Source organism: Microterricola pindariensis (assembly GCF_002936985.1).
GTDB lineage: Bacteria > Actinomycetota > Actinomycetes > Actinomycetales > Microbacteriaceae > Microterricola > Microterricola pindariensis.
In genome coordinates, this window is sequence record NZ_MPZN01000001.1 from 13,348 (window position 1) to 36,247 (window position 22,900).

Annotated in this window: 20 protein-coding genes and 1 tRNA gene; 8 read left to right on the forward strand and 13 right to left on the reverse strand. The window is 70.0% G+C overall.

The features are described from left to right. Position 1 precedes the first annotated feature (1 nt). Positions 2-2,524 carry a transglycosylase domain-containing protein gene (locus GY24_RS00085; RefSeq protein WP_104473800.1) on the forward strand — a complete coding sequence of 841 codons (2,523 nt, stop codon included), beginning with the start codon at positions 2-4 and terminating at the stop codon, positions 2,522-2,524. 1 nt (position 2,525) lies between these two features. On the opposite strand, the gene GY24_RS00090 is transcribed toward GY24_RS00085, so the two are convergent. Beyond that, the gene (locus GY24_RS00090; protein WP_133161071.1) at positions 2,526-3,068 is read right to left on the reverse strand and encodes a response regulator transcription factor; all 543 of its coding nucleotides are present in this window, start codon (positions 3,066-3,068) and stop codon (positions 2,526-2,528) included. 132 nt (positions 3,069-3,200) lie between these two features. Further along, positions 3,201-3,854: a nitroreductase family protein gene (locus GY24_RS00095; protein WP_104473899.1), complete on the reverse strand. Its 654-nt coding sequence runs from the start codon at positions 3,852-3,854 to the stop codon at positions 3,201-3,203. Positions 3,855-3,903: 49 nt separating this feature from the next. Between GY24_RS00095 and GY24_RS00100 the strand changes: the two genes are divergently transcribed. Continuing rightward, positions 3,904-4,416, forward strand: coding sequence for a GNAT family N-acetyltransferase (locus GY24_RS00100; RefSeq protein WP_104473802.1), 513 nt, complete (start codon positions 3,904-3,906; stop codon positions 4,414-4,416). 10 nt (positions 4,417-4,426) lie between these two features. Here GY24_RS00100 and GY24_RS00105 read toward each other — a convergent pair whose 3' ends face one another. Next, a complete protein-coding gene (locus tag GY24_RS00105; RefSeq protein ID WP_104473803.1) occupies positions 4,427-6,025 on the reverse strand; it encodes an ABC-F family ATP-binding cassette domain-containing protein in 1,599 nt (532 codons plus the stop codon). A 138-nt stretch (positions 6,026-6,163) separates the two neighbouring features. On the opposite strand from GY24_RS00105, the gene GY24_RS00110 reads away from it, so the two are divergent. Genes GY24_RS00110 through GY24_RS00120 form a run of 3 tightly spaced genes read left to right on the forward strand, consistent with a single transcriptional unit; the run spans position 6,164 to position 8,960 of the window. After that, a complete protein-coding gene (locus GY24_RS00110) occupies positions 6,164-7,327 on the forward strand; it encodes a winged helix DNA-binding domain-containing protein (RefSeq protein ID WP_161498647.1) in 1,164 nt (387 codons plus the stop codon). A 15-nt stretch (positions 7,328-7,342) separates the two neighbouring features. After that, positions 7,343-8,371 carry an FUSC family protein gene (locus GY24_RS00115; RefSeq protein ID WP_324778037.1) on the forward strand — a complete coding sequence of 343 codons (1,029 nt, stop codon included), beginning with the start codon at positions 7,343-7,345 and terminating at the stop codon, positions 8,369-8,371. Continuing rightward, positions 8,364-8,960, forward strand: a complete 597-nt coding sequence (locus GY24_RS00120; protein ID WP_104473806.1) for a TMEM175 family protein — start codon at positions 8,364-8,366, stop codon at positions 8,958-8,960. The genes GY24_RS00115 and GY24_RS00120 overlap by 8 nt, the downstream gene beginning before the upstream one ends. Here the strand turns inward: GY24_RS00120 and GY24_RS00125 are convergent. The 3 genes from GY24_RS00125 to GY24_RS00135 form a co-directional block, all read right to left on the reverse strand. Next, on the reverse strand, positions 8,941-9,897 hold the full coding sequence (locus GY24_RS00125; RefSeq protein ID WP_104473807.1) for an endonuclease/exonuclease/phosphatase family protein: 957 nt from the start codon (positions 9,895-9,897) through the stop codon (positions 8,941-8,943). The two genes, GY24_RS00120 and GY24_RS00125, sit on opposite strands and share 20 nt — an antisense overlap. 104 nt (positions 9,898-10,001) lie before the next feature. Next, positions 10,002-10,562 carry a YceI family protein gene (locus GY24_RS00130; protein WP_083363912.1) on the reverse strand — a complete coding sequence of 187 codons (561 nt, stop codon included), beginning with the start codon at positions 10,560-10,562 and terminating at the stop codon, positions 10,002-10,004. Positions 10,563-10,633: 71 nt separating this feature from the next. After that, positions 10,634-11,836: a glycoside hydrolase family 3 N-terminal domain-containing protein gene (locus GY24_RS00135; RefSeq protein WP_161498648.1), complete on the reverse strand. Its 1,203-nt coding sequence runs from the start codon at positions 11,834-11,836 to the stop codon at positions 10,634-10,636. 58 nt (positions 11,837-11,894) lie between these two features. Here GY24_RS00135 and GY24_RS00140 point away from each other — a divergent pair, with 58 nt between their 5' ends. After that, positions 11,895-12,743, forward strand: a complete 849-nt coding sequence (locus tag GY24_RS00140) for an oxygenase MpaB family protein (protein ID WP_233279115.1) — start codon at positions 11,895-11,897, stop codon at positions 12,741-12,743. Between the two features lie 138 nt (positions 12,744-12,881). On the opposite strand, the gene GY24_RS00145 is transcribed toward GY24_RS00140, so the two are convergent. Beyond that, entirely contained in the window at positions 12,882-13,379 is a 498-nt protein-coding gene (locus tag GY24_RS00145; protein ID WP_083363910.1) for a hypothetical protein, read from the reverse strand. A gap of 129 nt (positions 13,380-13,508) precedes the next feature. Here GY24_RS00145 and GY24_RS00150 point away from each other — a divergent pair, with 129 nt between their 5' ends. Then, entirely contained in the window at positions 13,509-14,273 is a 765-nt protein-coding gene (locus GY24_RS00150) for a hypothetical protein (protein ID WP_104473809.1), read from the forward strand. Here the strand turns inward: GY24_RS00150 and GY24_RS00155 are convergent. Further along, positions 14,270-16,258, reverse strand: coding sequence for an ABC transporter ATP-binding protein (locus GY24_RS00155; RefSeq protein ID WP_104473810.1), 1,989 nt, complete (start codon positions 16,256-16,258; stop codon positions 14,270-14,272). The two genes, GY24_RS00150 and GY24_RS00155, sit on opposite strands and share 4 nt — an antisense overlap. Further along, entirely contained in the window at positions 16,258-17,994 is a 1,737-nt protein-coding gene (locus GY24_RS00160) for an ABC transporter ATP-binding protein (RefSeq protein ID WP_104473811.1), read from the reverse strand. The genes GY24_RS00155 and GY24_RS00160 overlap by 1 nt, the downstream gene beginning before the upstream one ends. 198 nt (positions 17,995-18,192) lie before the next feature. On the opposite strand from GY24_RS00160, the gene GY24_RS00165 reads away from it, so the two are divergent. After that, on the forward strand, positions 18,193-19,779 hold the full coding sequence (locus GY24_RS00165; protein WP_104473812.1) for an MFS transporter: 1,587 nt from the start codon (positions 18,193-18,195) through the stop codon (positions 19,777-19,779). A 7-nt stretch (positions 19,780-19,786) separates the two neighbouring features. Here GY24_RS00165 and GY24_RS00170 read toward each other — a convergent pair whose 3' ends face one another. The 4 genes from GY24_RS00170 to GY24_RS00185 form a co-directional block, all read right to left on the reverse strand. After that, on the reverse strand, positions 19,787-20,356 hold the full coding sequence (locus tag GY24_RS00170; protein ID WP_104473813.1) for a DUF305 domain-containing protein: 570 nt from the start codon (positions 20,354-20,356) through the stop codon (positions 19,787-19,789). A 115-nt stretch (positions 20,357-20,471) separates the two neighbouring features. Further along, positions 20,472-20,547: transfer RNA gene (locus tag GY24_RS00175), tRNA-Ala, on the reverse strand. A 59-nt stretch (positions 20,548-20,606) separates the two neighbouring features. After that, positions 20,607-21,743, reverse strand: a complete 1,137-nt coding sequence (locus GY24_RS00180) for a Ca2+-dependent phosphoinositide-specific phospholipase C (protein WP_104473814.1) — start codon at positions 21,741-21,743, stop codon at positions 20,607-20,609. A 104-nt stretch (positions 21,744-21,847) separates the two neighbouring features. After that, a complete protein-coding gene (locus GY24_RS00185; RefSeq protein WP_104473815.1) occupies positions 21,848-22,894 on the reverse strand; it encodes an AI-2E family transporter in 1,047 nt (348 codons plus the stop codon). Positions 22,895-22,900 lie beyond the last annotated feature (6 nt).

The window sequence follows — 22,900 nt, forward strand, 5'->3', positions numbered from 1 at the left end:
CATGGCAGATGACGACCGGACGTTCTTGGGGGCAACGGGTGGGCTGATCGGCTTCGTCGCGGTGAGCGCGATCGCCGCGGTGCTCATCGCCGCAGCCATGACGCCGGCGGTCGCCATCGCCGGCCTGGCCGCGAACTCCACGATCGACGTCTTCGAGGCCATCCCGGACTCCCTGAGCATCGGCGAGCTGGCCGAGGGCTCCAACATCTACGCGACGAACGCCGACGGCTCGTATCACAAGCTGGCGACCTTCTACGAGCAGAACCGCGAGGAAGCCGGCTGGGAGGGCATCTCCCAGTTCGTCAAGGACGCGGCCGTGGCCGTCGAGGACCCCCGGTTCTGGGAACACGGCGGCGTCGACCTGCAGGGCACCGTGCGCGCGGTCGCCCTCACGCTGATGGACGACGACAACATGCAGGGTGGATCCTCCCTCACCCAGCAGTACGTCAAGAACGTGCTCGTGCAGAACGCCGTGATGGCAGCATCCACCCCCGAGGAGCAGGAGGCGGCCGTTGCGGCGGCGATCGAGACGACCCCGTATCGCAAGCTGAAAGAGATGCGGATGGCGATCGCCCTCGAGAAGCGGTACTCGAAGGCCGAGATCCTGCGCGGGTATCTCAACATCGCCCACTTCGGCGGCACCGTCTACGGCATCGAGGCGGCGAGCAAGTACTTCTTCGGCGGCGTCAGTGCAAAGGACCTGACGCTCGAGCAGGCCGCCAGCCTGATCGCCATCGTGAACAACCCGGAGAAGTTCCGGCTCGACCGGCCGGAGAGCGAGAAGAACGGCGAGGCCAACGGCTACGCCGCGAACACACTGCGCCGGGACCACATTCTCGGCAAGATGCTCGAGCACGGCAAGATCACGACCGCGCAGTTCGACACCGCTGTCGCAACGGCCGTCTCCCCCGTCGTCACCTCGCCGAACACCGGATGCCAGGCGGCCGGCGGATCCGGCTTCTTCTGCGACTACGTGTACTGGACGATCCGCAACGACGACGCCTTCGGAGCCACCCCGGACGAGCGCATCGAGAAGCTCCGCCGTGGCGGACTGGAAATCTACACCACGCTGGACCTACCGCTGCAGGTGACCGCGGAGGCCGCGCTGAACGAGAATGTACCCAGCGTCGATCCCCGCTTCGAGGTGGGCGCGACGGCGGTCACCGTGCAGCCGAACACCGGTCGAGTGCTGTCCATGGTGCAGAACAAGAGCTTCAGCAACGATCCGGAGGTGCTCGAGGCCAACGGCCCCGGCTGGACGTCCGTCAACTACAACACCGACATCGATTACGGCGGCTCCAGCGGCTTCCAGCCAGGGTCGACGTACAAGGTGTTCACCCTGGCAGAGTGGCTGAATGCCGGCCACTCGCTGCGGGAGAACTTCGATGGCCGCAAACGGAGCTTCTCCCGGTGGATCAACAGCTGCACGGGCAATTTCACCGAGGCGTTCAACCCGCGCAACGATGACGGGCGCATCGCCAGCGATGCGGTGAACGCGACGAAGTGGTCGGTGAACACGAGCTACATGGCGATGGCGTCGCAACTGGACCTGTGCAAGCTCCAACAGACCATCGAGGCCTTCGACATCCACCGTGCCAACGGCGACCCACTCCAGATGAACCCCTCCGACGTGCTCGGCACCCAGGAGATCGCGCCCATCTCCATGGCCACGGCATTCGCCGGAATCGCCAACGGCGGCCTCACCTGCTCACCCATCGTGATCGATCGCATCCTGGACCGATCCGGCGCGGAACTCGAGCCGCCGAAGTCCACCTGCCGGCAGTCCGTGGAACCCTCCGTTGCCGCGGCGATGGCATACGCCATGCGGCAGACCTTCTTCGATGGCGGGACGGCCGTCGCCTCCAACACGGGGTCCGGCGTCCCGCACATCGGCAAGACGGGCACCACCGACGAGGCGAAGGACACCTGGATGATCGGGTCGAGCACCACCGCGGCCACGGCCGTGTGGGTGGGCAACGTCATCTACGACGCGAACCTGCGGGATCTCTCCTTCGAAAGTGGCTCCGCGGCGACGGCACGCCACCGGATTTGGCCGCGCATCATGGCCTACGCGGATGCCCGGTGGGGTGGTGCCGCGTTCGCCGAACCGGACGCCTCGGCCTTCCGCGTCATCCAGGCGGACATTCCCGATGTGCGCGGCAAGACGCTCGAGGAGGCCCGCGGCATCCTCGAGGGCGCCGGATTCGGATTCGACGATGCCGGACCGCAGGACTCCGAGCTGCCGGCCGGCCAGGTGTCGTCGACGAACCCGACGGGCACGGCACCCAAGGGTTCCGTGGTGTCCGTGCACACCAGCAACGGCGCCCTGGTGCTGCTGCCGGGCGTCATCGGCCTGAGCGAGCAGGCCGCCCGTGCGGCGCTGGCCGGGTTCGCCGTGCAGGTCCGGGTGGTTGCGGTCAGCGACAAGGCCCTGGATGGGAAGGTGACGGAGAGCAATCCCGCCTCCGGCACGCCGATCAGGCCGGGTGCCGCCGTCGAGATCACGGTGGGCAAGAGCGGCTAGCTCAGGCGGTGGCCGCCCGGAGCTGGCCCAGGCTGCGTGCACGGTTGATCGCCTCGATGCGCGAGCGCGCGCCCAGAGCGAGGAATGCGTCGGACAGGTGGCGTTTCACCGTGCCGACGGAGATGTGCAGGGTGGCCGCGATCTGCGCATTCGACATCCCTCTCGCGGCCAGCGAGAGCGTCTCACTCTGCCTCGACGTGAGGAGCGGGCGCACGGGCCGAATCTCTGCGACTGAGGGCGCCAGCAGCATTGACACCGCGCCGAGCAGAGCGGCAGGGTCGGCATCGTGGTCGAGCACGGCGCCCCGCCGCAACCGCATGACCATGCGGGCAGCGTCGGAACGCCCGACGGCGTTGAAGCCGAGCACGGCGAGCCCCGGGCCGGCCTCCAGCAGAATCGCGTGCAGCTCATCCGCCGGCACGTCACCGTCCAGGTCGATCAGGACCAGCGTGGGCCGGTCGCCCGCGCTGAGCCGGCGGGCCTCCCTGAGGTCCTCGGCTTGCGACACCCGCTGCACCAGTGTGCCGGCCGAGAGCACAGACACCACGCCCAGCCTGAGCAGCGCCCGCGGCGAGACGACCAGCGCGCACACCTCTGCCCTGCTTCCCCCCGGAATCCCCACTGCCGCACTCCCCCTTGAACGCCCGGCTGCACCTCAGCGAAGCGCCAACCGTGTTCAGGAATATATCTTCCCGTCCGGGTGAAGGCCAGTCCCCCGTCTGCGCCAGCCTCCCCGGTGCACGACATCGTCGACGTGTTTGCGTGCCCGCCGGGTGGGCGAGCCGCCCGGCGCTTTGTGCGGATCGGGGTGGCCGATGGTGATGGCCCCGACCGGCGCGTACTCCCCCGGGATGCCGAACTCTGCGCGGAACGCCGGCACCTGCTCGCGCGGGATGCCGAAGAAGCAGCCGCCGAGCCCCTCGTCGACGGCGGTCTGCAGCACGAGCAACGAGGCCATGCCGGCGTCGACGTGCCAGTAGGGCACGCCCCAGCGCGGCTCCTCGGCATCCGACCAGCCCTTGTCTGGCTCGGCGTAGCGACGCACGTACTGTTCCTTCGACGAGAGCGGCACGATCACGACGGGCGCGCTGCGCATCCCGGTGAGCCAGCGGCTGCTGCCGGCTGCCCGGCCCCCGGGCGATGTCGAGCCCCAGAACCGGTCCAGGTCCGCGGGGGTGTCGAGCACCAGGAAGGCCCAGCCCTGCGTGAAGCCGGCGTTCGGGGCCCGCACGGCGTTCTGCAGCATCCGGTCGATGGCGGCCGCATCGACCGGGTCGGCCGTGTACGAGCGCACCATGCGGCGGCCGGTGACGATGTCTTGGAAGTCCATGACTCCATGATCGCCGATCGCGGCGGGCATGCGGTGCGAGGATGGGGGCATGCTGAACGACCTCCTGCTGCCGACCGCCCTCGAGACCCGCACCGGGCCGCACACGCTCCGCCGGGCGGACGCGGCCGACCTCGATGCGCTGATGGCCCTGCTCTCCGACGACCCGATCAGCAGCGCGCGCGGCGACGTCGCAGCCGACGGCGACCGCGACGCCTACCGCGCCGCGCTCGACGAGATCGTCGCCGACCCCGCGAACGAGCTCCTGGTCGTGGCGGATGCCGCGGGCAGCGTTGTCGCGACGATGCAGCTCACGCGCATCCCCGGCATGGCGCGCCGCGGCTCCACCCGGCTGCTGGTCGAGGCCGTGCGGGTCGGCAGCGCGCTGCGCTCGGCCGGGATCGGCGGGGCCATGATGCGCTGGGTCACGGATGACGCGGCGCCGGCGCTCGGCTCCAGCCTCGTCCAGCTCACCTCGGACGAGGCCCGCGTCGACGCCCACCGCTTCTACGAGCGGCTGGGCTTCGTCGGCTCCCACCGGGGGTTCAAGTACCCGGTGGGCTGAGCCGGGGCGGCTAGGCCAGCGCGATCAGGTCCGCGTACTCCTTGTTCCAGTGGTCCTCGACGCCGTCGGGCAGGATCAGCACGCGCTCCGGGTTGAGCGCCTCGACGGCGCCCGGGTCGTGGCTGACCAGGACGACGGCGCCCTCGAAGTGCGCGAGCGCGTCGAGGATCTCGAGGCGGCTGGCCGGGTCGAGGTTGTTCGTGGGCTCATCGAGGAGAAGCACGTTGGCGCCGGAGACGACGATCATGGCCAGGGCCAGGCGCGTCTTCTCTCCACCGGAGAGCACGCCGGCCTTCTTGTGGCCGTCGTCGCCGGTGAACAGGAACGAGCCGAGCACCTTGCGGGCCTCCGTCTCGGTGATGTTCGGCGAGGAGGAGACCATGTTCTCGAGCACGGTGCGGTTGACGTCGATCGTCTCGTGCTCCTGCGCGAAGTAGCCGATGCGCAGGCCGTGGCCGGGAACGAGGGAGCCGGTGTCCGGCTGGTCCGCGCCACCGAGGATGCGCAGCAGCGTCGTCTTTCCGGCACCGTTCAGACCGATGATGACGACCTTGGAGCCGCGGTCGATGGCCAGGTCGACGGCCGTGAAGATCTCCAGCGAGCCGTAGCTCTTGCTGAGGTTCTCGGCCATGAGCGGCGTCTTGCCGCAGGCGGCCGGGGTCGGGAAGCGGAGCTTCGCGACCCGGTCGGCGACGCGCACCTCGTCGAGGCCGGCGAGCAGCTTCTCGGCGCGGGCCACCATCTGGTGGGCGGCAGCAGCCTTGGACGCCTTGGCGCCGAAGCGGGCGGCCTGCATCTGCAGCACGCCGGCCTTCTTCTCGGCGTTGGAGCGCTCCTTCTTGCGGCGCTCCTCGTCGGCGGCACGCTGGCGCTGGTAGTTCTTCCAGTTCATGTTGTACGTGTCGATGACCATGCGGTTCGCGTCCAGGTAGAACACCCGGTTGACGGTCTCGCCGACGAGCTCGATGTCGTGAGTGATCACGATGAAGCCGCCCTTGTAGTTCTTCAGGAAGTCGCGCAGCCAGACGACAGAGTCGGCGTCGAGGTGGTTCGTCGGCTCATCGAGGATCATGGTGCCGGCATCCGAGAACAGGATGCGGGCCAGCTCGATGCGGCGGCGCTGACCACCGGAGAGGGTCTTCAGCGGCTGCTCGAGGATGCGGTCAGGCAGGTTGAGGTTGCTCGCGATGGAGGCGGCCTCCGCCTCGGCCGCATAGCCGCCGAGCGCCTGGAAGCGGTCGGTCAGGTTGCCGTACTTCTTCATGCCGGCGGCGGCGACGGCCTCGTCGCTGCTGCCCATGTCGATCGTCGCCTGCTGCATCTCGAGCACGATGGTGCCCAGGCCGCGGGCGTCGAGGATGCGCGTGCGCGCCAGCATCTCCGGGTCGCCCGAGCGCGGGTCCTGCGGCAGGTAGCCGATCTCGCCGGTGCGCTCGATGGTGCCGCCGGTGGGCAGCGTCTCGCCCGCGAGCGTCTTGGTCAGCGTGGTCTTGCCCGCTCCGTTGCGGCCGACGAGGCCGATCTTGTCACCGGCGGATACGCGAAAGTTCACGTTCTCCATGAGCACGCGCGCTCCGACGCGAATCTCGAGGTCTTGAACGTTCAGCACGGCGCATCCGTTTCGATTGGGGACAGGTGGTGTCCGGAGGTGTGGGGGTGGCTGCGCACGGTCATCCGAAATGAGGCGCAACGCACCATTCTACCGAAGCTCACCCTGCACAAGTGCCCGATGCAGAATACTGGGGCCATGGCGAGGGATTCCGCACACCGCGAGATCGCCCTGCTGCGCGCCAGGGCACAGGGTTTGTTCCCCGCGGATGCCGCGGCGCCCGGCCCGGTCGTCGGCGCGCTGCTGGCACTCCAGGCGCAGGATCTGGCCGCCGCCACCTGGGCGGTCGGCGCCCGCAGCCCGGGCGCCACGCTCGCCGGGGTGCGCGCCGCGATCGACGCGGGCGAGATCGTGCGCTCGTGGCCGATGCGCGGAACACTGCACTTCGTTCCCGGCGAGGACCTCGGCTGGATGCAGCGGCTGACCACCGCGCGCCTGCTGCAGCAGGCCCGGCTGACCCACGAGCGGCAGGGCCTGACGGCGCCGGTGTACGAGCAGGCGCGGCAGATCGCCGTCGCGGCGCTCTCGGGCGGCCGCAGCCTCGGCCGCGAGGCGTTCCAGGCGCTGCTGGAGCGAAACGGCATCGACACGGCCGCCAACCGCGGCTACCACCTGATCTGGCACCTCGCCCAGACCGGGACGCTCTGCTGGGGCCCGACCGCCGGCAACGCCCAGGAGCTGGTGCTGCTGGACGAGTGGGTGCCGCACCCCCGGCGCCTCGAGCACGAGGAGGCGCTCGGCGAGTTCCTGCTGCGCTACATCCGCGGTCACGGCCCGGCGACCCTGGCCGACTTCGTGTGGTGGAGCAAGCTGACCGTCGCCGAGGCGAAGCGCGGGCTCCAGGTCGCGCGCCCGCAGCTCGCGGAGCGGCGGATCGGCGACACCAGCTACTGGGTGGCGGCCGAGCTGGACGGCGTCGTGCCGGATGCCGCGCAGCGGCGCCGCTTCGCGGCATCCGCCTGGCTGCTGCCCGCCTTCGACGAGTACTTCCTCGGCTACCGCGACCGCGAGGCCTCGGCCGCGCCCGAGCACCACGAGCGCATCGTGCCGGGGCGCAACGGCGTGTTCCAGCCGATCGCGGTCGCCGGCGGACGGGTGGTCGGCACCTGGCGGCGGCGCATGCTCGGCACGGCCGCGGCCGGGCAACGCCTCGGCATCGACATCGCCCCGTTCGAGGCGCTGAGCGCGGCCCAGGCCGCGGGGCTCCGCCGGGCCGGGGAGCGCTACGCCCGCTTCCGGGAGCTGGGTCTCGGCGAATTCGACGTCGGCGAGCTCCGCGTCGGCGACACGGCGGCGCAGTAGCCTGAGGGGGTGCGCATGACCTCTCGCATCCAGTCCTCCAGCCGGGTGCCGCTCCTGCAGGTGACGAAGGTGGCCTTCGCCTCCGTTCTGGCGTGGATCGTCGCCCAGCTGCTGCTGCCGACCGAGCTGCCGATCTTCGCCGCCATCGCGGCGCTGTTGGTGGTTCAGCCGAGCGTGAACCAGACGCTCGGGCGGGCCATCGAGCGCACCGTCGGCGTGATCGCCGGCGTGATCGTCGCGACGGTGATCGCCCAGCTGTTCGGCAGCGCCGAGTGGATCATCCTGATCACCATCGTCGTCGCCATCTTCATCGGCTGGGCGCTGCGGCTCACGCCGGCATCCGCGAACCAGATCCCGATCACCGCGATGCTGGTGCTGGCGCTCGGCACCACCACGCCCGGCTATGCGGTCGAGCGCAGCATTGAGACGCTGATCGGCGCCGTCATCGGCTTCATCGTGACGATCAGCATCGCCCCGCCGGTGCTGCTCGCCCCCGCCCAGGAGAGCGTGTCGGCGCTCGGCACCGAGCTGGCCGCCACGATCGACCGGCTCGCGGACGCCCTCGAGGCGCCGATGCGCCCCGCCCAGCTGGAGGAGCTGCTGCTGAACGCCCGGCTGCTCCGGCCGATGCAGGCGAAGGCCAACGAGGCGGTGAAGGAGGGCAGGGAGAGCCTCGCGTTCAACCCGCGCCGTTCGCGCCTCGGCGGCGCCGTGGAGGCGGAGGCCACCCTGCTAGCGCGCCTCTCCCCCCTGGTGAACCGGGTGATCGGCATGACGCGGGCGCTGCGCGACCATTACGACGACAGCCTGTCGGAGGAGCCGACCGTGCACGCCATCGCGGCCGAGCTGAAGCGGGCGGCGCACGACCTGCGGCTGCTGACCGAGCCGGATGCCGCCGCGCCCGGCGAGGCCGAGGTGCGGCCGGAGCCGCCGGCGCTCACCGCTCCCCTGGTGATCGCCACCCCGCATCCGGAGCATTGGATCCTGATCGGGTCGCTGATGGAGGACCTGCGCCGGGTCCGGGAGGAGATCGTCGGTGACTGACGAGGACCGCACGCTCTCCCCACGCCGTCTCGAGGCGTTCTCCGACGGCGTGTTCGCGATCGCGGCCACGCTGCTGGTGCTCGATCTCTCGGTCGAGAATCTCGGCGCGATCACCAGCAACGACCAGCTCTGGCACGCGCTCGGCTCGATCTCGGGGAGCCTGCTGAGTTTCGTGATCAGCTTCCTGCTGCTCTGCATGCTGTGGATGGTGCACGCGCGCCAGTTCGAGCACATCGTGCGCGTCGACAACACGGTGCTCTGGCTGAACAGCCTGCGCCTGCTCGGGGTCGTTCTCATCCCGTTCACGACGTCGCTGAACGCCGACTTCAGCGGTCTGCTGCTCGGCCGCCTCGTGCTGCCGCTGAACTTCCTCTTCGTGCTCGTCCTCGGCTGGGCGCTCTGGGGCTACGTCTCCACGCGCTCCCGCGGGCTGCTCGACGAGATGTCGGATGCCGCGGTGCGCAGCAGTGGCCGGCGCGCTCTCGGCGCGGTCATCGCCGGCCTGGTCGTCGTGCTGCTCGCGCCGTTCATCGGCTCCTGGGCGTTCCTCGCCTTCGCGGTGAGCCCACTCACATCCCGAAGGTCGTGAGCACCGCCCGGTGGTCGCTGTTGCCGGCCGGCAGCACGGAGCTCTCCAGCGGGGTCAGCCCGGCGTGGAAGATGTGGTCGATCCGGGCGAGGGGCATGTTGCTCGGCCAGGTGAACCCGAGCGACGCCGTGGAGCGGTTCGACTCGCTCACCGAGCGCTGCAGGGCGCGCAGCGCCGGGTCGGTGAGTGTCGCGTTGAAGTCGCCGACGACGAGCACGCGCTCGTTCTCGTCCTGGGCGACGACTTCGGCCAGGTTGGCGAGCATGTCGTCGCGGTCGCTCTGCGCTCCGGGGCGGAGCGAGGCGGCGTGCACGACATAGACGCTCACCAGGCCGCTCGGCGTGTCGAGGTCAGCGGCCAGGGCCCGGTTCCAGCCGAGGCCGAGATCCAGCGGCTGCTCGTTGACGATGGGGTACTGGCTCCACAGGCCGACCGTTCCGACGCGGTATGAGTACGGGTAGGCGTCGTCGATCGCCTCCGCGGCCTCGGCGCGTGCCACGCTGTCCAGCTCCTCCAGGGCGATCACATCGGCGCCCTGCTCGGCGAGCGTCAACGCCGACTCCGCGGCGCCGCCGGAGCCCGCCTCGACGTTCTGGCTGGCCACGGTCAGCGTGCCCTCTGCGGCGTCCGCCGCCGGCCCGGTCTGCAGCGGCACGAAGAGCGGACCGACAACGAGCAGCCAGGCGATGAGCGGCACCATCGTGACGATCCAGACCCGCCGGCGCGTGGCCAGGGCGGCCCAGAGCAGCACCGGGACGAAGAGGCCCAGCCACGGCAGCACGGTGGCCACGCCGGTGCCGACCACCCCGGGGATGGCGGGGTGCAGCACGAGGGCTGCCGTCAGCGCGAGCGCGGCGACGGCGACGATCCTGGCCGTGGCGCGTCGTGCCGATGACCTCGCTCTGCCCGGCTGGGGTGCGCGGCGGGGGTCTGTCATGCATTCAACCCTGACCGACGGCTCATGTGAGACTCCTGAGCGCCGGGCACAACGACGAAGCGCCCCGGCGGATGCCGGGGCGCTTCGTCGGAGCGGAGACGCGATTACTGCTGGAGCGCAGCCTGCAGCTCGAGCGAGATCGTGACGGTGTCGCCGAGCAGCATGCCGCCGGTCTCGAGGGCCGCATTGTAGGTGAGGCCGAAGTCCTCGCGGTTGACGGTGGTCTTCGCGGTGGCGCCGCCCTTGTAGTTGCCGTAGGGGTCACCGCCGAAGCCGCCGAACTCGAACTCGAAGGTGACCGGCTTGGTGACGCCCTTCATGGTGAGGTTGCCGTCGACGAGGAACTCGCCCTTGACGACGCGGACGCCGGTGGAGACGAAGTCGATGGTCGGGTAGGTCTCGGCCTCGAAGAAGTCGCCGGTGCGCAGGTGACCGTCGCGGTTCGGCTCGTTGGTGTTGACGGAGGCGACCTCGGCGGATGCCGTGACGCTGGACTCGAGCGGGTTCTCGGCGGTGACGAAGGTGGCGGTGAAGCGCTCGAACTTGCCCTTGACCTTGCTGATCATGAGGTGACGGATGCTGAACCCGACCTCGCTGTGCGTGGGGTCGATGGTCCAGGTACCTGCGCGGTAGCCGGGGATGGTGGTTTCGAGCGTTGCAGTCATGGAGCTACTTTCTAGAGAGTCTGTGGCCGGATCGTTGGCCATGATCTATGCAAACGTATGCGACAGGATCCTTATTCCAAAGTTCTCGGAATTTCTTTGAGGCGCAGAACGGCCAGCGCGGAGGCGTCGATCTGGGCGGCGTCCAGCTGCCCGGAACGGACCGCGGCGGCGACCCCGGCGATCATGGCGTCCACGTCCACCCCGACAGTGGCCGGGTCGGCCGGCAGGGTGAGCAGCACGATGTCGTTGCCGGCGGCGAACGCCGCGACGGTGTTCGCGATCGGGTCGGCGTAGCGCGGGTCGCCGGAGTCGAGCAGCATGCGCATGTCATCGGTGATGGTCAGGCCCTCGAAGCTGAGCTCCTCGCGGAGCAGCCGGTGCCACTCCGGCGAGAGGCTGGCCGGCGCCGGGTCGACCGCGTCGTAGGCCAGGTGCCCGAACATGACGAGCTCGGCCCCGGCGTCGATGCCGGCCTGGAAGGGGGGCGCCTCGGTGGCGCGCCACTCGGCGAGGCCCATCGGGCTGCTCGGCACGGCGTGGTGGGAGTCGCCGGGGGCTGCCCCGTGACCCGGGAAGTGCTTGAGCGTGCTGAGCACGCGGCTGCCCTCGCCGGCGACGGCGGAGGCGACCCGGGCGCTGCTCGCCGCGGCATCCGCCCCGAGGGAGCGCGTGTAGATGAAGGAGCCGGGGTCGGCGCTGATGTCGGCGACAACACCGAAGTTCACGTCGATGCCGGCGCCGGCGAGCAGCTCCGAGCGGGCGTGGAAGGCGTCGGCGGTCGCCGCCGGCGGCAGGCCGCGCAGCACGTCGGCCCCGGCGGCGGGGTCCGGGCCGATGCGGACCACGTCGCCGCCCTCCTGGTCGATGCCGATGAGCGGCGGGAAGGCCTCGGTGCCACGCACGGCGGCGGTGAGAGCGCCGAGGGCGGCCAGGTCGGTGGCGTCCGTGCCGCCGGGCATGTTGTCGCCCATCAGGATGAGCCCGCCCAGGCGGTAGCGGTCGACGAAGGCGCGGAGGGCGGCGCCGTCGGTTCCCGGCGTGTGCAGCATGAGCAGGGAGGAGATCTTCTGCTCGAGCGACAGGGCGGAGAGGGCGAGCTCCGCGGCATCGGGCCGGGTGGTGGGCGGGGCCGTCGGCGGCGGGGTGCTGCCGGGCGTCTGCGCCGGCTGGGCGCCGCCGACCTCGAGGCCGGCACAGGCGGTGCCGCCGAGCAGCAGCGGGATGATGATCATGAGGGTCGCGAGCGCGACACGGTTCCGGGGTGCTCTGGCCATTGGAGCGAGTGTAGCCGGGCCCGCTGGGCGTTCAGCCGAAAGGGGTAGCGTGCTGGATGTGACGAATCCCGCCAGCCCACCCCGCACCTCGAATGCGCCCCTCCCGCTGCGCCTGGCCGATGTCGCGGGCGAGGCGGCGCTGCTGGCCGGCGGCGGCGCGGCCATCCTGTTGCAGCTCGCGCACCCGGCCGTCGGGCGCGGCGTTGCGCGGCACAGCGACTTCACGGGGCGCCCACTGGACCGACTGTTCGGCACCCTGGACTACGTGTACACCGTGGCGTTCGGCGACGAGCAGATGGTCGCCTTCGTGGTCCGCGGCGTGAACCGCGCGCATGCACCGGTGCACGATCGCGCCTCGACGCCCGGCTACAACGCGTTCGACCCGCAGCTGCAGCTCTGGGTCGCCGCAACGCTGTATCACGCAGCCATGCAGGTGCACGACCGGCTGCTCGGTCGGCTCGACGCCGAATCGGCCGAGGCCGTGTACCGCGACTATGCCGCCCTCGGGGCGCGGCTGCAGATGCCCGTCGAGCACTGGCCGGCTGACCGCGCGGAGTTCGAGCGATACTGGCACGAGGCGCTCGCCGGGTTGCGGGCGACGCCGGAGAGCGCCGCGGTTGTCACCTCGCTGCTCAACCCCCGCACGCTGCCCGTGCCGCTGCGCGGGGCGATGCCGCTGATCCGCCTGCTCAGCATCGGCCTGCTGCCGGCCAGTGTGCGCGAGCTGCACGAGCTGCCGTGGGGAGCCAGGGAGCAGGCCCGCTTCGACCGCACTCTCGCGCTCGTGCGGGTCGCCTACCGGCGGATGCCGCGGCGGCTGCGCCACCTCCCCCGCGACCGCGCCCTCGCCCGGGTGCGCCGCGCGATGCGGGAGCAGCCGGCGCCCCGCCCTGCCCGCGCCGGTTGACGGGCGCCGCGACGTGCGGCCCGTCGCGGCCCCCGTTGTGTCTCGCGGCCCCCGACGTACCGTGGGCCGCGAGACATTTCGCGGGCCGCGAGGTGAGGGTGTGCGCGGAGGGCGGCCGTTTCGGCGGGACGCCACCCACTAGAAGAAGTCGGCGTCGACCCCGGCGGCGCGGTCCACATCGGTGCTCGGCACCCGGGCGGCGTCGAGCTTGACCTTGGCGACGCGCAGCGCCGACTCGAGCTGGGCGGCCCAGACGTCGGACTCCCGGGCGGACTGCTCGGCGGCGGCGAGGCGGTCCAGCGCGAGAGCGCGCTCGGCCTGGGCCGCACGCACCTGCTGGATGCTCAACGTGATGCCGTAGTACGCGGCCACGATCGAGGCGATCGGTGTGGCGATCACGGCCAGCGCAGCGACGGTGGCGCTCGTCGGGCTGAACAGCGCGAGCAGGCTGAAGGCGAAGAACAGCGCGACGACCCCGACGATCACGACGATCATCAGGCGGATGTTCTGGTCGGCGCTCATGCGCTGGCGCGAGGCGGCGACAGCGGCCTCTGCCGCGGGCGCCTCGCTCGACTCCGACTCGGGCTCCGCAACCGGCTCGTCGAAGTCGTGCGGAAGATCGTTCGGGTCGCTCATTGTTTGCCTTTCACGGGAGACGTCGCTCCTCTACGTGCCCATTGTGCGTTGACCCCCGTTTGGGGTCAAGCGCACACGCCGGTGTCAGAGCAGCGGGTTACCCTGCTTGCAGTCGAGAGGATGGTGGGAATGGTTGCAGTGAGCTTCCGCTGCGGGCACGGTGCGAGCCCGGATGCCGAGGCGGGCACGGCGCGCGTGCTCACCCTGCAGCGGGGGTGCCCGCTCTGCATGCTGATCGCGGAGACCAACCGCTCCCGGGCCGAGCTGCTGCGCAAGGTCGCCCCGCCCGAGCGGGCGCTGCTGGCGAACGAGACCCGTGTCGGCGCCGAGTACAGCTGGGTCTGCCCGCGCGGGCACGACCGCTACCGGGCCACGGTGCTCGCCGTGTTGAGCGGGCCGAGCTGCGCCAAGTGCATCCGCAACGCCAGCGGGGCGTCCGCCACCCGGGAGGCGGGAGTCCCGTCGATGAACGCGGGCCTGCGCACCCGCACCTCGATGACGGAGCAGCGCCTGCGGATGCTGCTGGCCGAGCGCATCCGGCTGCCGCAGGGCGTCAACACCATCCGCCTGGCCCGGATGTTCTACGGCCGGCAGGAGGCGTGGCCCGACATCGTGATCCCCGCGCTCCGCATCGCCGTCGAATACGACGACCCCGGCCGCAGCCGGCGCGCACACCGCGGTCTCAAGCAGGCGTCCGACCGCGAGAAGGACGACGCCCTGGCCGAGGTCGGCTGGGAGGTGATCCGCATCCGTGCGGGCGGCCTGGAGTCGCTCGGCGCCAACAGCATCGTCTGCGCCTCGCTCACCATCGCCGCCGTCGACCGCGCGGTCGAGCGGATGCGGGAGATCCGCGGCGACGCGGCCGTCGACGCCATCCTCGCCCAGCCGGCCTAGCTCACCTCGAGCGCGTCGTCGCTTTGCACCGCGCCGCCCTGGAACTGGGCACGGTACAGCTCGAAGTACGCGCCGCGCCGCGCGAGCAGCTCCTCGTGGTTGCCCTGCTCGACGATGCGGCCGGCCTCCATCACGAGGATGGTGTCGGCGTCGCGGATCGTGGAGAGCCGGTGGGCGATCACGAAGGAGGTCCGGTCGGTGCGGAGCGCCGCCATGGCCTGCTGCACGAGCAGCTCGGTGCGCGTGTCGACAGAGGACGTCGCCTCGTCCAGGATCAGCAGCGACGGGTTCGCGATGAACGCCCGGGCGATGGTGATGAGCTGCCGCTCGCCGGCCGAGACGCTGCCGCCGTCGGCATCCAGCACCGTGTCGTAGCCCTGCGGCAGCTGGCGCACGAAACGGTCGACCATGGTGGCCTGGGCTGCCGCGACGACCTCCTCGTCGCTCGCGTCGAGCCGGCCGTAGCGGATGTTCTCGCGGATGGTGCCGCCGAACAGCCAGGCGTCCTGCAGCACCATGCCGATCTGGGCGCGCAGCTCGTCGCGGCTCAGGGTGTGCACGTCGACGCCGTCGAGCAGGATGCGACCGGAGGTGAGCTCGTAGAAGCGCATCACCAGGTTCACCAGGGTGGTCTTGCCCGCCCCGGTGGGGCCGACGATGGCCACGGTGTGGCCGGGCTCGGCCGAGAAGGAGAGGTTCTCGATCAGCGGCACCTCCGGACTGTAGCTGAAGGAGACGCCCTGGAACTCGACGTGGCCGTCGGTCGGCTCCGGCAGGGTGGCGCTCACCTCGTCCGGCTCCTGCTCCTCGGCGTCGAGCAGTTCGAAGGTGCGCTCGGCAGAGGCGACGCCGGACTGCAGCATGTTCGCCAGGCTGGCCATCTCGCTGATCGGCTGCGTGAACTCGCGCGAGTACTGGATGAACGCCGTCGCGTCGCCGAGCGTCATCTGTCCGGATGCCACGCGCAGCCCGCCCACGACGGCGATCATCACGTACGACAGGTAGGAGACGAAGGTCATCGCCGGCATGATCATGCCGGAGACGAACTGGGCGCCGAAGGACGCCGCGAACAGCTTGTCGTTGCGGGTGTCGAACTCCTCGAGCATCTCCTTGTCGCGGCCGAAGGCGCGCACGATCTCCTGGCCGGAGAAGGTCTCCTCGATGTGGCCGTTGAGCGAGCCCGTGTTCTTCCACTGTGCGGCGAACAGCTTCTGGGAGCGCACGCCGATGACACCGGCGATGACGGCGGAGAGCGGCAGTGCGATCAGGGCGATGAGAGCGAGCTGCCAGGAGACGATGAACATCATCGCGGCGATGCCGATGACGGTGAGCAGCGACTGCACGAGTTGCGAGAAGGCCTGCTGCAGCGCCGCCTGCACGTTGTCAACATCGTTGGTGACGCGCGACATGAGGTCGCCGCGCTGCCGGGTGTCGAAGTAGCGAAGCGGCAGCTTGTTCAGCTTGTCCTCGATGTCCTGGCGCAGCGTGTAGACGATGCGCATGACGAGGCCGTTCAGGATGAAGCCCTGCGCCCACATCAGGAAGGAGGCGACGAGGTAGAGCCCGAGCACGATGAAGATCAGCTGGGACAGGCGGACGAAGTCGATGCCCTCGCCGGGCACAACGGAGGTGCCGGCCAGCATGTCGGCAAACTGGGTGTTGCCCTCCGCGCGGAGATCGGTGATGACCTGCTCCAACGGGACGCCGGCCGGCAGCTGCTTGCCGAGGACGCCGTTGAAGATGACGTCCATCGCCTCGCCGAGCACCTTCGGCGCGATGACCGTGAAGACCACCGAGATGATCACGAGCAGCACGACGAAGCTCATCTTGAGGCGCTCGGGCCGCAACAGCCCCAGCAGGCGCTTGGCGGAGGGCCAGAAGTGCTGGGCCTTCTTCGCCGGGGCGCCGCCGAACATGTCACCGTCGGCCTCAGTGGGCGCGTACTCGGCCTCGAGCTCGTCTGTGGGGAGTTCTTCCTCGGCCATCAGGCCACCTCCTCGACGCTGAGCTGAGAGAGCACGATCTCGCGATAGGTCTCGCTGCTCTCCAACAGTTGTTCATGGGTGCCGCGGCCGACGATGCGGCCGTCGTCCACGACCAGGATCTGGTCGGCATCGGTGATCGTCGACACCCGCTGGGCGACGATGATCACCGTGGCGTCGCCGGTGGCGTCGGCGAGCCCGGCGCGCAGGCGCGCGTCGGTCGCGACGTCGAGGGCGGAGAAGGAGTCGTCGAAGAGGTACACGCGGGGCTGGGCAACCAGCGCCCTGGCGATGCAGAGCCGCTGCCGCTGGCCGCCGGAGACGTTGGTGCCGCCCTGGGAGACGGCCGACTCCAGTCCCAGCTCCTTGGCGCGGACGAAGTCATCGCCCTGCGCCACCCGCAGCGCCTCCCACAACTCCTCGTCGGTGGCATCGACCCGGCCGAAGCGCAGGTTGGAGCCGATGGAGCCCGAGAACAGGTAGGGCTTCTGGGAGACCAGGCCGACGACGCTGGAGAGCTGCGCCCGGGTCAAGTCGTCGACCGGGACCCCATCGATGAGCACTTCACCCCGCTGCGGGTCGTACAGCCGCGGGATGAGGTTGATCAGCGAGGTCTTGCCGGCGCCGGTCGATCCGACGATGGCGGTGGTCGTCCCGGGGGCGGCGGTGAAGCTGACGTCGTCCAGCACGGGGCGCTCGGCCCCCGGGTAGCCGAAGCTCACGTTGCGGAACTCGACGGCGCCGGCGCGCGGCGTGGGCAGCTCCGGACCGCTCGGTTGCTTCTGGCTGGACTCTGTGCCCAGCACCTCACGGATGCGCTCGGCACAGACGACGGCACGCGGAATCATCATCATCATGAAGACGCCCATCATGACGGCCATGAGGATCTGCAGCAGGTACTGCAGGAACGCGGTCAGCGAGCCCACCTGCATCTGCCCGGTGTCGACCCGCTGCCCGCCGAACCAGAGCACGGCGGCGGTGGCCAGGTGCAGGATCATCATGATGATCGGGAACATCAGCACGAACAGGTTGCCCACCTTGACGGAGACCCGGGTGAGCTGCTCGTTGGCGACGCGGTAGCGCTCGGACTCGAACGGCTCCCGCACGAAGGCACGCACCACGCGGATGCCGATGATCTGCTCGCGCAACACGCTGTTGATGCCGTCGATGCGGTCCTGCATCTGCCGGAACAGCGGCATCAGCAGGTAGACGAGCGTGCCGACGATGACGAAGAGCACGGGGACGGACACCCAGAGCAGCCAGGACAGGGCGACGTCCTCGCGCAGCGCCATGACGATGCCGCCGATGCACATGATCGGCGTCGCCACCATGAAGTTGAGGGTCATCAGCACGAGCATCTGCACCTGCTGCACGTCGTTCGTGCCGCGGGTGATCAGCGTTCCGCTGCCGAAACGGGCCAGTTCGAGCGCGCCGAGGGAGTCGACCTTGCGGTACACGTCGCGGCGGAGGTCACGGCCGATCGCCATCGCGGTGCGCGCCCCGAAGTAGATGCCGCCGATCGCGGTGACGACCTGCACGAGGCAGACCAGGAGCATGGTCATGCCGGTCGACCAGATGAAGTCGGTGTCACCGGTCGCGATGCCGGTGTCGATGATCTGGGCGTTGAGGCTCGGCAGGTAGAGGGCCGCCATCGTCGAGGTCAGTTGCAGGACGACGACGGCGAGAATCCACGCCTTGTAGGGTTTCGCGTGTTGCAGCGCGAGAGAGAGCAATGCCACGGACGAACCTCGATGTGCTGGTGGTTGGGGTGCTGCTGGTTGGGCGGTTTTCACCCTACAGCGCACCTCCGACACACCGCCATCGCCCGCCCGGCCATTGCCAGCGGGCCGGACGGCTGCCAGACTCTGCCCATTGATGAGGGCAGCTCAGATTCCGTCGCATCGCGAACTGAGCCCGGTCAGGAGAGGTGCACGCCCATGAGCTCATCCGACGCCGCGGCAGTTCCGTTCAACGGCCGGCTCGCCCTGCTGCTGGCCATGGCCATGTTCGTGCTCGTCGTCGACACCTCGATCATGAACGTCTCGATCTCCGCGGTCGTCCGCGACATCGATTCGACGGTGAGCGGCATCCAGTCGGCCATCGCCCTCGAAGCGCTCGTCTCGGCCGCGTTCATCCTGATCGGCAGCAAGGTCGGGGATTTGATCGGGCGCAAGCGCGCCTACGTGATTGGCCTGCTCTGCTACGCGGCGGGCGCCATCGCGATGACGTTGACGCAGTCCCTGCTGCCCATCATCGTCTTCTGGGCGCTCGTCGGCGGTCTGGGGGCCTCGCTCCTCCTCCCCGCGATGCAGTCCCTCATCCACGGCAACTTCGAGGGCGCCGCCCAGGCCCGGGTCTACGCGACGGTCGGCGGTTCCGCCGCCATCGCGGCGGCCGTGGGGCCGCTGATCGGCGGTTTCATCACCACGTTCCTCTCCTGGCGGGTCGCGTTCGCGCTGGAGGCGTTGATCATCGCCGTCGTCCTCAGCGGGATCAAGCTCGTGCGTGATGTGCCGTTCACCGGATCCCGCAAGGTCGATGCGGTCGGCGCAGTCCTCTCCGTGCTCGGCATGGGCGGCATCGTGATCGGCATCCTCGTCTGGCAGGAGGGCGGCGGCCCCGTCGCCGCTCTCCTCGCCGTCGGGGTCGTCGGGCTGGGCGGGCTCGGATTCTGGCTCGTCCGACGCAAGCGGCAGGGCAAGGCCACCCTGATCGACCCCGGGCTGTTCGCCTCCAAACTGTTCCGGCTGGGCGTGACCGGGCAGATGCTGCAGCAGATCGCACTCGGCGGGACCATGATCGTGTTGCCCATCTACCTGCAGATGGTTCTCGGCTACAACGCCCTGCAGGCCGGCCTCTCCATCGCGCCCCTCTCGCTCAGCATGTTCGCCGTCGCGCTGCTCGTCGGTCGGCGGGTGGGCGCACGCCGCCCGGCGAACCGGATCCTGTGGGGCTTCGCCCTGCTGAGCATCGGCATCGTCGCGCTCCTCCCCCTTGTCCCCCGCGCCGACTCGGGCTGGTGGCTGCTCGGCCCACTTCTGGTCGCGGGCTCCGGGCTCGGGCTGTTGGTCTCGCAGCTGAACAACTACACACTGTCGCCCATCTCGGATGAGCGCGTGAGTGAGGCGGCCGGCGTGAACTCGGCGGCCGGCTCGTTCGGATTGTCGTTCGGCCTCGCCTTCGCCGGCGCAATCATGCTCGCGGCGCTCTCGCTCATCTTCACCAGCATGGCGATGGGCAGCACGGTGCTCCCCGCCGACGAGAAGGCCCAGGTCGCGCAGGTGCTCGAGGAGGACGCCGAGATCATGTCCAACACCGCGCTGGAGGAGCTCCTCGTCGGTCAGCCGGAGGAGATCCAGGCGGAGATCGTCCGCATCAACACGGAAGCGCGCCCCCTCGCGCTGCAGCTCGCACTCCTGATTCCGCTGCTCGCCGGGGTGCTCGGGCTGCTCAACGGCTTTCGGATGCGACGACTGCCCGATCCGAAGCCGGGCGGGTCCGCGGAGGCGTCACTGCTCGGTTGAGCATGACTCAGCGGGCGAGCAGCGCGTTCATCTCCACGACCTCGGCGCTCTGCACGTCGATCATCTGTTGGGCGAGCGCCCGCAGCTCGGCGTAGCCGCCGTTGTCGATCTGGTCCTGCGTCATCGCGATGGCGCCCTCGTGGTGGAAGACCATCTCCTCGAGGAAGGTCTGCTCGACCTCCGGCCCGTCCAGCGCGGCGAGGGCGGACATCGCCTCGGGGGTGACCATGCCGTTGGCGATGTGGCTGGAGTGCTGCGCGAGCAGCGGCTCCTGCTGCCACTCGCCCACCCAGCCGAGCATGATGTCGATCTCCTCCTGCTGCCCACTGCGGATGCGCTCGGCGATGTCGCGGGTCTGCTCGCTGACTCCCCCGGCCGCGAGAACGATGTCGCTCATCTGCACGGCCTGCTCGTGATGCGGCGTCATCATGGCGAGGAAGTGCAGGTCGGTGTCATTGACGGATGCCGGCGCCGCGTTCGGGCTCTCGGGCTGGGCCTCTGCCGTGCAGCCGGTGAGTGCGAGAAGCGCCACCAGCGCCCCGCCGACGATCGATGTCCTGATGAAGCGTGTCGCCATGCGCAGCGTCCCCCTTTTGGTCTCCCCCAGCCTAGGTGGGAGCTTCCTGGGCGTTTGCTGTCCAGGCCCCGCGGGGACGAGAAAACCCCCGGGAACCGAAGGTTCCCGGGGGTGATGGTGGATCTGGGGAGACTCGAACTCCCGACCCCCTGCATGCCATGCAGGTGCGCTACCAGCTGCGCCACAGACCCTCACGCCGTTCCCGATCTCTCGGAAGCAACGTGAATACACTACTACGACTTTGCACCCGTCAGTGACCGCCCGCCGCGCGGGCGAGATACCCGCCGGGGAACACGGCGGAGTAGCCCGTTCCCTCCTCCGGCGCGCCGGGCGGGAAGTCGGTGGAGACGATGTGGGCCCCCGTCGCGAAGGCGAGGTTGCGGCCCTCCTCGCTCGGCTTGAGATCGGCGTCCGCCCTCAGCCTGACCAGGATCCCGTCCGTGAGGTCGGCGGCAACGGCGGGATCCCAGGGGTCGTCTCGCACCGCGAACACAGCGTCATCGGCCGCGCTGTGCGAGGAGGCGAAGATGGCTCGCTCCGGGTTGTTGGCGTCGCTGTCGAAGCACAGCTCGCGTGCGCGCTTGTTCTCGGCGTAGAAGAAGAGCACGGATCCGCGCATCTCCGCGACGCTCGGCCAGCCGCTCGCCGCGACCGCCGCGCGCAGGCTGGGCCCGTCCCCCTGCAGGTCTCCGGGGGTGAACAGCCGATCGCCGAGCGCGTCGGTGACGGTGGCGTCGAGCGCCGCACAGGCGGCCGTGTCGAAGAGCTTCAACGCCGGATCGAGGAACAGGTAGTCGGCCTTCGGCTCGATCATGATGCTGATCGGCAGGTGAGCCGGGTGCGCCTCCGACCACAGCGCGATCTCGCGCAGCCCGAGCGCGAAGTCGGGCATTGTGGAGCGGTTCGCCACCAGCGGCACGTGGCTCGCCTCGAAGCTCTCACCGTTCCACCGCACATCGATCTCGAAGCTGCGGATGCCGGCCTCGAGCTGGTCCCAGAGCGGCGCATGGCCGTACTGCAGGGCGACGGCCTGGCCCGGGTCGAAGAGGTCGATGACCTGCAGCTGCAGCCAGGTGGGCTCCTGCACATAGCTGTTGTGGGTCGCGATGGTCTGCAGCTGGTTGAACGGCAGTGCGTCGGTCACGGTGGGGTCGCCCGCCGTGTCGACCCAGGCGTCCCGCTCCGACTGCGCCAGTGCCGCGACATCCGCCTGGTGGGCCTCGAACCGCGCGATCTGGTCTGCGCTGCTCTGCCGCCCCAGCAGGAGGAAGGACACCAGCATCGCGGCGGCCGCGAGCACGAGCACGCCGACGGCGGAGCCCAGAACGAGGAGGGTGTTTCGCAGAGCGCGCGGGCGCGCCGCTGTCCCGTCCGTGGATTGTGTCACTGTGCTGCTCCTCCTCGGCCCGACACTGCAACGGTCGGGACCATTCCACCGTATGGGGTGGCCGCGAGTGCCGCGCACAGCCACGCCGAGCCGTCGGCGAGGGCTCAGGCTGCCTCGGGATCGCCGGAGAGCCAGCGCAGCCAGGTCGAGCGCTCGTCGCCCTCCAGCAGCAATGCCCGCACGAGCAGCGTCAGAGGCACGGCGAGGATGGCGCCGACGGGGCCGATGACGAACGTCCAGAACACGACGGAGAAGAAGGTCAGCGAGTAGCTGAGGCTGACGGTGTCGGCCACGAACCGCGGCTGCACGAGCACCTGCAGCGTGACGTTGATGACGATGTAGGCGATGACGACGACGAGGAACAGGCCGGGGCCGCCGACGACGAGCGCCAAGATCGCCGGCGGGATGAGCCCGAGCACGAAGCCGATGTTGGGCACGAAGTTCGTCACGAAGGCGAGGATCGCCCAGACCAGCGGGCCCGGCAGCCCGAGCCACCAGAGCAGCAGCCCGTCGAGCACGGCGACGATCAGGCCGAAGATGGCGCCGACGACGAAGAAGCGGCGGGTGCCGGCGTTGAACCGGGTCACCCGTCCGATGCTGTCGGCGCGCTCCCGGCCGAACACCTGCCCGGCCCGGGCGTAGCGGGAACCGTCCGCGGCCATGAAGAGCACGTAGCCGAGCACGAAGAAGAAGGCCGTCGCCCAGTCGAACACGGTGCTGACGATCGTCCCGGCGAGGGCCAGCAGGGTGGCAGGGTCGAACACGGATGCCGCAGAAGCCACCGCCTGCTCGTCGAGCCCGAGCCGCGCGGCGAGCTCGCTGAGCTGGGCGGCGAGGGCGCTGATGGCCTCGTCCTGTTCGGACAGGATCGCGCTGAGCTGCACGGCGGCGAGTACGATGAGCGCGCTCATCACGGCGAGGATCAGGTAGGCGACGACGATCACCGCCGTGGTCGCCAGCCAGGTGGGCCAGCCGCGGCGCTCCAGCGGGTGCCGGATCGGGTGCACGATGATGACGAGCACGACCGCGATGGCGAGCGGTGAGAGGATGTCGCGGGCGACGGACACACCCGCCAGCACGACCACCGCGGCCCCGAGCGTGAGCAGCGTGCGCGTGCCGGGCGCCAGGGGGCGGGCGACGTCATCCGCCATGGTGGC